Below are 13,480 nucleotides of genomic sequence, written 5' to 3' on the forward strand. Positions count from 1 at the left end.
GGCGGCGGGGGCCGCAGCCTGCAGCATCATCAGTCTCGTAGGGGTCTCGCCATCGTGAAGTCAGACGTCTTCGGCCGGACGCGCGCGCTTTCCAAACGGAAAGCCGCGTCCGCCACCGCCTTCTCCGTCGTGCTCGCCGTGCTGGGCGCGGGGATCCTCCTCCATCCGGGGACGGATACGGCGGACGTGGAACTGCACGACGGCGGCGTCTGGGTCACGAACCAGAGCGCCAACTTGGTGGGCCACGTCAACTACGAGTCGCGCACGCTGGACGGTGGCTTCCTGGCCAACAGCACGGACTTCGACGTCCTGCAGCACGAGGGTGATGTGCTGCTGCGCAACCTGGACCAGGCCACGCTCAGTCCCGTGGACACGGCGGCGATGGCGTTCGTGGGCGGGACTCCGGTTCCGGACGGGGCGGCAACCAGCCTGGCGGAGGACCTGCTGGTCGTCACGGATCCGGCCAAGGGGCTGGTCTGGGCGATGGAGCCGGCGGCGTTGCCCGGGTTCACGCCGGAGGGGCTGGAACCGGTCTTCGCCACGGAGCCCGGGGTCACGGCGGTCGCCGGTCCCGGCCGGACGGTGCGGATTGCCGAGCCCGGCAGCGGCGCCATCAGCACCGTGGAACTGGACGCGCAGTACCTGCCGGCCGGGACCACTACGGCCGAAGCGCCGGGCCTGCGCGGGGCGGAGGAGCTGCAGGTGGCCGCGGTGGGGCAGCGCACGGTGGTCCTCGATGCGGCGCGGGGACTTCTGTACAACGACGAGGGCCGGCAGCTCGAGGCCGGGCCAGCCGCACTGGCCGATGCGCGGCTGCAGCAGTCCGGACCGAGGAGCGATGTCGCCGCGGTGGCCACGGCGGAGGCCCTGGTCAAGGTCCGGCTGGATGGCGGCGACGCCGAGCTGGTTCCGGCCAAGGGCGGCACCCCCGCGGCACCGGTGCAGCTGGGCGGCTGCATCCACGCCGCCTGGGCCGGGAACCCGCAGTACCTGCGCGACTGCACCGACGACGCCCACGACCTGGACGAGGACCTGCCCGAGCTCGGGGAATCGGCGGAACCGGTTTTCCGGGTGAACCGGGACAACGTGATCCTCAACGACTCCTTCAGCGGCAGCGTCTGGCTGGTGCGGAACCAACTGGTCCTGGTGGACAACTGGGAAGAGCTGATGCCGCCGCCGGATGAGTCGGAGGAGGAAGAAGAGAGCGCCGACACCACGGTCAACAACACTCTGCCGGACCGGACGGGGGAGAACCAGCCGCCGAATGCCGAAGCGGACGAGTTCGGTGTGCGGCCGGGCCGGACCACCGTCCTGCAGGTCCTGGACAACGATTCGGATCCCGACGGCGATATCCTGACCGCCGCGGTGCAGGGTGCGCAGCCGGAGATCGGCGAGGTCCAGCGGATCTACAACGGCGGCGGACTGCAGATCCGGGTCCGCGAGGACGCCGGCGCCGGCACCCACAGGTTCAGCTACCGCGTGGAGGATGGGCGCGGCGGTACGGCCACGGCCGACGTCGCACTGCGGGTCCGCGGCGAGAACGAAAACGGCGCGCCCGAACAAAAGCGCAAGACCGTGATCCAGCTGGAACAGGGCAAATCCGTCACCCAGAACGTCCTGAACGACTGGCGGGACCCGGACGGGGACGACCTCTACCTCGACACCGCCTCCGCCGGCGATGGAAACCAGGTGGCCGTCCGCCGTGACGGCCTGCTGACCTTCCAGGACGATGGCAGCGGCCCCGGCCGCAAGGACGTCCGGGTCACGGTCTCGGACGGACGCAGCAGCACCGACGGCGTGGTCACCATCGACGTTCGTCCGGCCGGCTCCCTGGCACCGGTGGCCAACGCGGACCACGTCTCGGTGGCGGCCGGGCAGGACCTGACCATCAATCCGCTGGAGAACGATCTTGATCCGCGCGGCGGGACACTGTCCCTCGCACGCGTCGATGTCGAAGGCCAGGGCGAAGTGGAACCGGACTTCGCCGCCAACAGCTTTGTCTTCAAGGCCGCTCCCGTGGGCCGCTACTACGTGACCTACCTGGTGACCAACGGCCCGCTCAGTTCCACCGGCCTGGTCCGGATCGACGTCGTGGGCAGCGCCAGTGAAGGGTCGCCGGTGGCTACCCGCGATTCGGCCCTGCTCCCGGCCGGCGGCGAGGTCCTGGTGGACGCGCTGGCCAATGATGTGGACCCCGGCGGGGGAGTCCTCGTGATCCAGGGCGTGTCCGCGCCCGGCGACGATGCCCTCTCGGTCGCGGTGCTGGACCACGGCGTGATCCGTCTCCAGGACATCCGCGGACTGGCGGCACCCACCACGCTCAGCTACACCATCTCCAACGGAAGCCAAAGCGCGGTGGGGGAGATCGCCGTCGTACCCGTTCCTGCCCCCGACCGCGCGGAACCGCCCGAAGCCCGGCGCGACACCGCCCGGGTGCGGGCCGGCGACATCGTCACCATCAACGTCCTGGCCAACGACAGCCATCCCAACGGGGACAAACTACGGCTGGTGCCGGAACTGGTGGAAACCGTGGACGAATCGGCCGGCAGGCTCTTCGTGTCCGGAGACGCATTGCGCTTCATCGCCGGCAGCAGCCCGCGGACGGTGTCCCTGGTCTACGAGGTCGAGGATTCGCTGGGCCAGCGGGACTCGGCGCAGGTGCTGATCCACATCGAGGCGCTGGACCCCGAGAACAACCTGCGGCCCACGCCGCAGCATCTCACCGCGCGCGTGCTCTCCGGCGCCACCGTGCGCATTCCGGTACCGCTGAACGGGATCGATCCGAACGGCGACTCGGTGAGCCTGACCGGCATCGCCAAGGCACCGGCGCAGGGGACGGCCCTCTTGGGCAGCACCTACATCGATTACGTGGCCGCCGACGTGGCGCGCGGGACGGACACCTTCACCTACTCGGTCACCGACCGGCTGGGAGCCACCAACACGGCCACCGTCCGGGTGGGCATTGCGCCGGCCGGGGAGACCAACCGCGCGCCGCTGCCGGTGGATGATTTCCGCGAGCTGCGCCCGGGGCGGGCCGTCGCGCTGGACGTCCTGGCCAATGACGCGGATCCGGACGGCGACCGGCTGGCCCTGGTTCCCGACGGGCTCGACGCCGATGGCCGGCTGGGTGCCGAGGTGCGCCAGGACAGGGTCTGGCTGACCACGCCGGCCGAGCCGGGGACCATCAACCTCCGCTACCGGGCCTCGGACGGCCGCGGCGGTACCGCCCTGGGCACGGTGACCGTCGACGTCAGCCACGACGCTCCGCTGCAGCCCCCGGTGGCCCGGGATGACCAGGTGGAACCGGCCGAGGCCATGGGCCGCAGCGCCGTGGATGTGCCAGTGCTGGAAAACGACGAGGACCCGGACGGCGTGGCCGACGGGCTCAAAGTCAGCGTGGACCACGCCGCGGGCACCGCCACAGTAAACAACGACGGCGTGGTGCGGGTTAATCTGGCTGCGGCGCCGCAGCTTGTTCCCTACACCGTGACGGATGCGGACGGGCTGGCCGGCACGGCCGTCATCTGGGTCCCGGGGCTGGGCGACCAGTTCCCGGTGCTGGCCGCCAACGCCCCGCTGGAGGTCACCGCGGGTCAGAGCCTGACGCTCAAGGTGGCGGACCTGGTGACCGTGCGCGCGGGCCGGACACCTGTCATCACCCAGGAAGATTCCCTGCGCGCGATCGGCTCGGACGGCAGCGCGCTGCTGGTCGACCCGGGGACCTTGAACTACACCGCGCACGAGGACTTTGTTGGCCGGGGATCGATCACTTTCGAGGTGACGGACGGCTCCGGTCCGGACGATCCGGAGGGACTCAAGGCGACGTTGACCGTGCTGGTCGACGTGCTGGCGGATCCGGACAAGAACCAGCCGCCCACCTTGCGCAACGGTGCCCTGGACGTGGCCCAAGGCGAGGAGCAGCAGAGCCTGGACCTGCGCCAGCTCGCGGACGATCCGAACGAAGCCGACCGGACGGAGCTCGAGTTCTCGCTCTCCGGCGACGTGCCGGCAGGCTTTACCGCGAGGATCAATGATGGACGGCTCGAAGCAGCAGCCACGGACGAGGCGTCCGTCGGCGCCACCGGCGTCCTTGCGGTGACCGTGGCCGATCCGGCCGGCGCCACGGCGACGGCCCAGGTCTTCCTGAACGTCGTCTCCTCGACCCGGCCGCTGGCGGTCGCCAACCCTGACGTGCGCGACAACGCCGTCCAGGGCGAGCCGGTCACGGTTGACGTGCTGGCCAATGACTCCAACCCCTTCCCGGACACCCCGCTGCGGCTGGTGGACGCCGCCGTGACCATCGGCGAGGGCAGGGCCGAAATCGCCGGCGACGCGATCCGCGTGACGCCCGGGGCCGACTTCACGGGGGTGCTCCAGGTCCGCTATACCGTCGCGGACAAGACCGGCGAGGCAGGGCGCCAGGTCGACGGCGAGGTCCGGGTAACGGTCCGCGGCCGGCCGGATACTCCTGCCCAGCCCGTTGTCGAGTCCGTCGAGGACCGCACCGTTGTGCTCAACTGGGCGCCGCCGAACAACAACGGGCTGCCCATCACCGGCTACACCGTCAGGGCGGCCGGCTTCGCGCAGGAATGCCCGGCCACCACCTGCACGCTGACCGGACTGACCAACAATGTGGTCTACAACTTCACCGTGGAAGCGACGAACGAGGCCGGCACCTCGGAACCATCGCCGGCTTCCGCGGACGCCCGCCCGGATACCCGTCCGGACAAGCCGCAGCCGCCTACGCTGGTCAGCGGCGACGGCAGCCTGGCGATCAGCTGGCCGGCCGCGACCAGCTCCGGCTCCCCGGTGGAAAGCTACAACGTGCGGATCTCCCCGGCTCCGGCCACGGGAAATCCGACCCGGTCCGGCGTGACCGGGACGAGCATGGTCTGGGAAGGGCTGCAGAACGGGCAGGCCTACACAGTGTCGGTGCAGGCCGTGAACCAGGCGCCGGAACCGTCGGAGTTCAGCGAGCCCTCAGCACCCCAGACCCCGGCGGGCCTGCCGCGGAAGCCGCTGCCGCCGTCGGCCACGGTGGTGCCTACGGGGCCAATCAATCGCAGCTGAAGGTCAGCTGGCAGGCGCCGGACGGCAACGGCGCGCCGGTCCAGGGCTACGAGCTCTCGGTCTTCCGCGGCGGTGAGCCGGTGCAGACGCTGCAGACCAGCGGCACCAGCCAGACCGTAACGGTGGACAACACGTCCCAGGACTACACGTTCGCCGTGGCCGCCGTGAACAAGGTGGGCAAGGGCGAAACCAGCGCGTTGTCCGCGCCGCGGCGTGCCGCTGGTAAGCCCGGCGCAGTGACCGGCGTCGAGATCGTCCCGCACAACACGGCAGGGGCGGGACAGCAGGTCCGGCTGACCTTCAACGAGCTGGCCGATTCCGGCCTCAACGGCGCCCGGCGCAGCGAGATCAGCTACCGGTGGAAGGCCTCCACCAGCCAGGGCGGCAGCCTGGACAGCACCAGCCAGGTGCTCAGCGGATTCACGAACGGCGTGTCCACCACCATCACGGTCTACGCGGTGTCCACTGCCAGCGGCAGCGCCGTGGAGGGCAGCGGCACCAGTTCCGGCGCGGCCACTCCGTACGGCCGGCCGCTGCCGCCCCGGGTGCAGGTCCACGACGCCCCCGCCGGCTCGCAGCAGGTGAAGTTCACGTGGGACACCCCGGTCAGCAACGGAAAAACCGTGGACCGGCTTGAGTGGCGGCACATCGCCACGACCTACCCGTGGGACGACCCGAACCCCGACCATGCCGGGGACCTGGCCCCGACCGCCGGGAGCAAGAGCTTCAAGACCGGCTGGGAAGACTCCACCACCGTGGAATTCCGGGTCTGCGACGTCACCGGTGCCTGCTCGGACGGGGTCATGCTGACCGGCCGGGTTGGCCCCGCACCGTAGCCGAAGGCCGATTTCGCCAAAGCGGGCAGATTTCCGCCGGCACGGCCGGGCCGGATGGGTAGAACTCCCCGTCGCAGCGTTTAACCATTCCGGTCTAGACTGGTTCGGGCGGCAGGGGGTCGTCTGCCAACACACAGTCTCTCAAAGGTCTCGCACGGGTGAAGTTCCACAAGGTGGGCCGGTTGCGCCGCGGCACAACCGGCCGCAAAGCCGCGCCGGCAGCAGCGTTCTCGGTTGCCGTCGCCGTGGTCGCGGCGGGCATCCTGCTCCACCCCGGAACCACCACCGCGGACGTGGATCTGAACGACGGCGGCGTCTGGGTCACGAACGAGGCCCAGGGCCTGGTAGGGCACCTGAATTACCAGTCGCAGCTGCTCGACGGCGGCTTCAAGCCGGCCAGCACGGGGTTCGATGTCCAGCAGGAGGCAGCGGCCGTGCTGCTGCAGAACCTGGACCAGAATGCCGTGAGCCGGGTCAGCGTCGCGGACATGGTCCACGGGGCCGAAAACCAGCTGCCCGGCGCGGCCAGGCTGTCGCTGGGCACCGGCGTAGCGGCCGTCAGCGATCCGTCCTCGGGCGAGGTCTGGGCGGTGCCCGCCGGCAGCCTCGACTCGTTCTCTCCCGACACCCCGCAGCCGTTGGCCGAAAAGCAGCCTGGGGCGGTCGCCGTCGTCAGTGATGAAGACACGGTCTACGTGGCCCAACCCGGGACCGGAAGGCTGACCGGCTACCGGGCGGACGCCGGCGGGACCTTCGAGGAAGTCTCCGCCAAGGAGCTGCCCGGCATCAAGGGTGCCGAGGACCTGCAGCTGAGCACGGTCGGCGACGAACCCGTGGTGCTCACGCCCGAGGGCACGCTGTACCTGCCCTCCGGCGACGCCATCCAGGTGGACGGCGGAACCGAGGCGAAGCTCCAGCAGCCCGGGGACCGCAGCGCCCGGGTGGCCGTCGCGACTCCCGCGGGCCTGCTCAGCCAGCCGCTGAACGGCGGCGAGGGGCGGCTGACTCCCGTGCAGAGCCCGGCTCCGCCGATCGTTCCGGTGCAGGTTGCCGGCTGCATCCACGCGGCGTGGACCGGCAATGGCACGTACCTGCGCGACTGCGCCGACGACGCCCATGACCTGTCCCAGCCGATCCCGTCGCTGGCCGCGGAGTCGGAGCTCGTGTTCCGGACCAACCGCGACGTCGTCGTCCTCAATGACGTGAACGCCGGCAACGTCTGGCTGGTCAACAAGAACCTGCAGCTGGTCAACAACTGGGCGGACCTGATCCCGCCGAAGGGCGAGGACGAGGACAACACCACCGAGTCCGCGGACATCACCGCCGCCACCCGGCTGCCGGAGCGGCTCGAGGAGAACCAGCCGCCCACGGCTACCGACGACGAGTTCGGCGTCCGCGCCGGCCGGACCACGGTGCTGCCGGTGCTGTTCAACGACTCGGATCCGGACGGTGACCTGCTGACCGTCAAGGTCACCGGAAACCAGCCGTCCACGGGCACGGTCCAGCGCATCTACGAAGACACCGGCCTGCAGATCGTGGTGCCGGCCGACGCCACGGGCAGCTCCACCTTCAGCTACGAGGTCGACGACGGCCGCGGCGGGACGGACACCGCGCGGGTCCGGCTGCGTGTGGTGCCGGCCGGATCCAACCAGGCTCCGGAGCAGAAGCGCGAGACGATCCTGACGGTCGAGTCCGGCCGGAGCCTGAACCAGAACGTGCTCACCGACTGGTTGGATCCCGACGGCGACGACCTGCTGCTCGTGGAGGCCGTTGCGGAGGACCCGGGGGACATCGTGCGCACCCGCCCGGACGGCCTGCTCACCTACCAGGATGTGGGCGTGTCCGACGGCGGGAAGAAGGTCGCTATCACCGTCTCCGACGGCCGGACCACCACCACGGGCGAGGTCACCGTGGAGGTCCAGCCGCGCGGCGAGCTCCCGCCGATCACCAATCCGGACCATATCCGGGTGGCGGCCGGCCAGGAAGCCACCATCTTCCCGCTGCGCAATGACGTGGACCCGACCGGCGGCTCGCTGCGGCTGGCCAATGTGGCGGAGGTGCCCAACGCCTCGGTGCAGGGCAATTACGACGTCGGCACCATCGCCTTTGGTTCCGACACTCCGGGAACGTACTACCTTGAGTACCTGGCGACCACCGGTCCGGCCAGCGCGCCCGGACTGGTCCGGGTGGACGTGGCGGCGGCGGACCAGGGCGGCGGGCTGCCGACGGCGGTGCGGGACACCGTGCTGCTGCCGGCACGCGGCGAGGCCCTGGTTGACGTGCTGGCCAATGACTCGGACCCGGCCGGCGGGGTGCTGGTGGTGCAGTCGGTCTCCGCGCCGCGCGATGCCGACGTGGACGTGGCGGTGCTCAACCACTCGATCCTGCGCGTGACCGATGCCCGCGGGCTGAACGCGCCGCTGACCATCTCCTACACCGTGTCCAACGGGTCCGGCAGCGCCACCGGCGAGGTCGGGATCTTCCCGGTGCCGGCGCCGGACAAGCTGCTGCCGCCGCGCGCCAGCAATGACGAGGCGGTGGTGCGGGCGGGTGATGTCGTCACGATTCCCGTCCTGGAGAACGACGAGCATCCCAACGGCGTCCCGCTGACCCTCCATACCGAACTGGCCGAGGCGCCCGATCCGGCCGACGGGACCGTGGCGATTTCCGGCAATCAGCTGCGCTTCAAGGCCGGCCCGGATGCTGCGCAGGGCAAGACTGTCACGGTCGTGTACAAGATCAGCGGGCCGGACAGCCAGGAAGCCAGCGCGCAGGTGCGCATCCGGATCAACCCGCTGGATACCGGGAACAACGCCGGGCCGGTACCGGAGGACCTCACGGCCCGGGTGCTGGCCGGCAAGACCGTCAGCATTCCGGTCCCGCTCGACGGCATCGATCCGGACGGCGATACCGTCGGGCTGGCCGGCCTGGAGCGGGCCCCGTCCCTGGGCACGGCGGTGATCAAGGCCGGGACGATCGAATACAGCGCCGGTGCCGGCTCCAGCGGGACGGACACCATCAGTTATGCCGTGCAGGACCGGCTCGGCGCCCGGGCCACCGGCACCATCTCCATTGGCATCGCCCCTGCCTCGGACGCCAACCAGCCGCCGCATGCGGTCGATGACGAAGCCACGGTCCGGCCCGGCCGCAGCCTCTCCATCGATGTTCTGAAGAACGACTCGGATCCCGACGGGGACCGGATCGCCTTCGCCGACGGCGGGCTGTCCACCGACGCGGAGCTTGAACTCGGCATCCGCGAGGGACGCGTAAGGATCCAGGCCCCCGAAACGCCAGGCACCGCCGTCGTACGCTACACCATTGCGGACGGCCGCGGCGGAACCGCAGTTGGGACGGTCACGGTCACAGTAGATCCGGAGGCGCCGCTGCTGCCGCCGGTAGCCCGCGACGACCGCGTGGCGGTGGCCGAAACCACTGGCCAGGACGAGGTCAGCGTGCCCATCCTCAACAACGACGAGGACCCGGACGGCGACCTCGCCGAACTGGCCATCAGCGTTGACGACCCGTCCGGCCGGGCGCGCCTGGCCGACGACCGCACGCTCACGGTGCCCGTGCTCGCCGACACCCAGATCATCCCGTACACCCTCGAAGACATGGACGGCCTGGACTCCACCGCTTTCGTGGTGGTGCCCGGCAACGCGGACCAGCGGCCGGCGCTGGCGAGCCAGGAGCCGCTCGAGGTCCGCTCCGGCGAGCCGCTGGTGCTGGAGCTGGGCTCGCTCGTCACGGTGCGCGAGGGCCGCACGCCCCGGCTGACCCAGGACGACAAGGTGGCCGCCGTCGCCGGCGCTGCCCGGATCAACGGGGCGGACCGGATCACCTTCACCGCCAACGACGGCTACGCCGGCCCCGCCTCGGTCTCCTTCGAGGTCACCGACGGCAGCGGGCCGGACGACCCGGACGGCTTGAAGGCCACGCTGACGGTGCCGGTCACGGTGCTGCCCGGACCGGGGCAGAACTCGCCGCCTAGCCTGAGCGCCAACTCGCTCCAGGTGGCCCAGGGCGGGGACGCGGTGACCCTGGACCTGGCGGAGGCCGCGAGCGACCCGGACCCGCAGGACGCTGGCGCGCTGCGGTTCGCGCTGGACGGCGGCATGGAGGGCGTGGACGTCTCGCTCGACGGCAGCGTGTTGACGGCCCGCGCGCCGGACAACACTGCCAAGGGGACCGAGGGCGCGGTGACCGTCAGCGTGACGGACGGCAACCACCATCCGGTGTCTGCCACGGTGACCATCAGCGTGGTGGCCACCGACCGGCAGCCCGCGGTCGCCGTCGACGATGCCGTGCCGGACGCGCACCAGGGCCGCACGGTCACGGTGCCGGTGCTGGAGAACGACTCGAACCCGTTCCCGGAAACGCCGCTGAGGATCCTCAGCGCCCGGCCGCTGGACAGCGGACAGGGCACCGCCGCCGTCAGCGGGGACGCCCTCGAGATCACTCCGGCCGAGGACTTCGTCGGCACCATGGTGGTGGTGTACCGGATCCAGGACGCCACCGAGGACCCGGACCGCGAGACCGAGGGCCAGGTCACCCTGACCGTGAAGGGCAAGCCGGACGCGCCGACCACACCGCGCATGGTCAGCGAGGGCAACCGCACCGCCGTGCTGACCTGGGAAGTGCCGGCCGACAACGGCGAGCGGATCACCGCCTACACCGTCTCCGGCGGCGGCTTCAGCCAGGAATGCGCCGCCAATACCTGCACGCTGGAGAACCTGGTCAACAACCAGCAGTACAACTTCACCGTCACCGCGACCAACGCGGTGGGAACCTCGGACCCCTCGCCGGCCTCCGGCGCCGTGCGGCCGGATGTGAAGCCCGAGACGCCCGCGGCCCCGCAGCTGGAGTTCGGCGACGGCTCGGTCACCGTGACCTGGCAGACACCGGCCTCACAGGGTTCGCCCGTGGAGTCGTACAGCCTGGAGATCTCGCCCGCGCCGCCGGCCGGCGAGCTGCAGAAGTCCAAGGTCACCGGCAACTCGCTGGTCTGGAACGGCCTGGCCAACGGGACCGCCTACAAGGTGCGCGTGCAGGCCAGCAACCGCGCCTCCACGCCGTCGGACTTCAGCGCCTACTCCGCCGAAGCCATCCCCGCCGGCCCGCCCGGCGCACCGTCCACGCCGACGGCCACGCGGACCACGAGCCAGGTCAATGAAGGCTCCATCGACGTGGCCTGGTCGGCTCCCGCCAACAGCAACGGCGCCCCGGTCACCTCCTACGACCTGCGGATCTTCGAGAACGGCGCACTGGCTGGCACCCGCGACGGGCTGGCCGGCACCGGAATCTCGCTGACCGGCCTGCGGACCGCCAGCAGCTACACGTTCGACGTCGTGGCGCACAACAAGGCAGGCGCCGGTGAACGCAGCAGCCGCTCCGCCGCCGTCGTACCCTATGGCGTACCGCACCAGGTCCAGGCCGTGACCGCCACCGCCACCGGCAGCAATGAACAGGTCCGGCTGGACTTCGGCGCGCCCAACAACAACGGCAGCGCCATCACCGGCTACGAGTACTCGATCGATGGCGGCGGCTGGCAGCCCCTGGCCGGTCCCGGTGCCATGGCCGGCTCGCCGACGAACGGGCAGAACCACAGTTGGCGGGTCCGCGCGCTCAACGCCGGCGGCCCCGGCGCGGCGAGCCCGGCCTCGAACGCGACCAGCGCCTACGGCCCGATCACTGACGCGTCCAACATCGGCGCCTCGGTCAACGGGCCGCGGGTGACCTTCACCTGGAATACGAACTGGCAGCAGTACGGCAACGGCCGCGACATCACCGGCTCGTCGGTCACTGTGAACGGCCAGGCCGTCAACGCCGGTGCCGGCAGCTGGACCAGCGGCGAGGAGGCCGGCAAGACCCACACCATCGTCGTGACCGTCAACCGGGCCGACGGCAGCCGCAGCTTCACCCGCTCGCAGGACACGTCGCCGGCGGCCGTGACCGGGCTGTACCGCGGTTCGAAGGTCAATGTGAACGGCGAGGACAACTGGTACCGGGTGAAGATCGGCTACCGGAACTTCCCGCTGGGCACCCGGACCATGACGTGCCGCGGCACCGACACCAACCTGGACCCGAACTATGGCCGGACCACGCTGCAGTTCAACAGCTACAGCGGCATTACCGGCGAGACCAACTGCATCGCCAACGTCTCGCCGCCCTACACCGACGACCTCATCGTGACTATCGAGGGCTACGGTGACTTCCACCTCAATGGCTGGAGCGGCTGATGGACTGTTTCACTGCCGTGGGGGAGCGGTGCGCGCCTTTCCCCAAGAACGACGGCGGGAGGTTGCGGCCATGGGGACTTCTCCCCTTGGCGCGCGGCTGCGGAAGTTCCGTAGAATTACCCGGGGCGGCCCGCCGTGCCGCCTCCTTAATCGTTTGTCCCGGGAGCGCCCGGCCGGCTGGCCGGCGAAAGGCCGCCACACTGCCGGCCGGCCTGGGCGCAGCGCGGCGGCAAGGACCGGCGCTGAAACTACCGAACGAACCGAATCACTGCGAGAGAGAGACAGCACCACGATGACGATGACTGCGGAGCAGGCTGAATGGTTCGCCGGGACCTTTGAGAAACTCGTCGGCAATGTCGGCCAGGCGGTGCTGGGCAAATCGCACGTGGTCAAGCTGATCCTCACCGCGATGCTGGCCGAGGGGCACGTGCTGCTCGAAGACGCCCCGGGCACCGGCAAGACCATGCTGGCCCGGTCGCTGGCGGCCACCGTGCAGGGCAGCAACTCGCGCATCCAGTTCACTCCGGACCTGCTGCCCTCGGACGTCACCGGCATCACGATCTACGACCAGAAGACCCAGAACTTCGAGTTCCACAAGGGCCCGATCTTCGCCAACGTGGTGCTCGCGGACGAGATCAACCGCGCCTCGCCGAAGACCCAGTCGGCGCTGCTGGAGGTCATGGAGGAATCCCGCGTGACCGTCGATGGCGTCACCTACCAGGCCGGGCGTCCGTTCATGGTCATCGCGACCCAAAACCCGATCGAGCAGGCCGGCACCTACCGCCTCCCGGAGGCCCAGCTGGACCGCTTCCTGGTCAAGACCTCGATCGGCTACCCGGACCTGGCGTCCACGGTGGAACTGCTTGGCGGCTCGACCACCCGGGACCGTTCCGCGGCGCTGTCCCCGATCATCACCACGCAGGCCGTGACGGACATGGCGGACCTCGCCGCGAGCAACCATGTGGACACGGCGGTGCTCGAGTACGTCTCGCACCTGTGCGAGGCAACGCGCTCGGCGGATGAAACCCGGCTCGGCGTCAGCGTCCGCGGCGCGCTGGCCATGGTCCGCGCGGCCAAGGTCTGGGCGGCAGCGGAGGGCCGCAACTACGTGCTGCCGGACGACATCAAGGACCTGGCGCCGGTGGTCTGGACGCACCGGCTCGTGATGGACCCTGAGGCGGAGTTCGCCGGAGCGACCCCGGAGGCCGTCATCAGCCGTGTCCTGGCCGAGGTTGCTGCCCCGCAGCAGCGCACCGCAGCCGTCTAACCCCGAGGCAGCAGTCGTCATGTCCACAACTGAACGCGGAGCCGGCCGGCTGGCCGCGGCGCGCCGCCTGC

4 protein-coding genes are annotated in these 13,480 nt (G+C 70.4%); all 4 read left to right on the forward strand.

Going from position 1 to position 13,480, the window contains the following annotated elements:
- Positions 1 to 54 precede the first annotated feature (54 nt).
- The 4 genes from D477_RS15485 to D477_RS15495 all read left to right on the forward strand — a co-directional run bounded on the left by D477_RS15485 (position 55) and on the right by D477_RS15495 (position 13,409).
- Positions 55 to 5,070 (forward strand): Ig-like domain-containing protein, encoded by a 5,016-nt coding sequence (locus tag D477_RS15485; RefSeq protein ID WP_052510809.1) that lies wholly within the window; start codon positions 55 to 57, stop codon positions 5,068 to 5,070.
- Positions 5,067 to 5,906 carry a fibronectin type III domain-containing protein gene (locus D477_RS22775; RefSeq protein ID WP_237740804.1) on the forward strand — a complete coding sequence of 280 codons (840 nt, stop codon included), beginning with the start codon at positions 5,067 to 5,069 and terminating at the stop codon, positions 5,904 to 5,906. The genes D477_RS15485 and D477_RS22775 overlap by 4 nt, the downstream gene beginning before the upstream one ends.
- A gap of 158 nt (positions 5,907 to 6,064) precedes the next feature.
- The gene (locus D477_RS15490; RefSeq protein WP_005271452.1) at positions 6,065 to 12,142 is read left to right on the forward strand and encodes an Ig-like domain-containing protein; all 6,078 of its coding nucleotides are present in this window, start codon (positions 6,065 to 6,067) and stop codon (positions 12,140 to 12,142) included.
- Between the two features lie 292 nt (positions 12,143 to 12,434).
- Positions 12,435 to 13,409: an AAA family ATPase gene (locus D477_RS15495; protein WP_005271453.1), complete on the forward strand. Its 975-nt coding sequence runs from the start codon at positions 12,435 to 12,437 to the stop codon at positions 13,407 to 13,409.
- The last annotated feature ends 71 nt before the right edge of the window (positions 13,410 to 13,480 follow it).

It is taken from the genome of Arthrobacter crystallopoietes BAB-32 (genome assembly GCF_000328305.2).
Taxonomy (GTDB): domain Bacteria; phylum Actinomycetota; class Actinomycetes; order Actinomycetales; family Micrococcaceae; genus Crystallibacter; species Crystallibacter crystallopoietes_A.

What these genes read in the sequence shown, in the direction of transcription:
- D477_RS15495 (WP_005271453.1), top strand. Translation starts at nt 12,435, where the DNA reads ATGACGATGACTGCGGAGCAGGCTGAATGGTTCGCCGGGACCTTTGAG.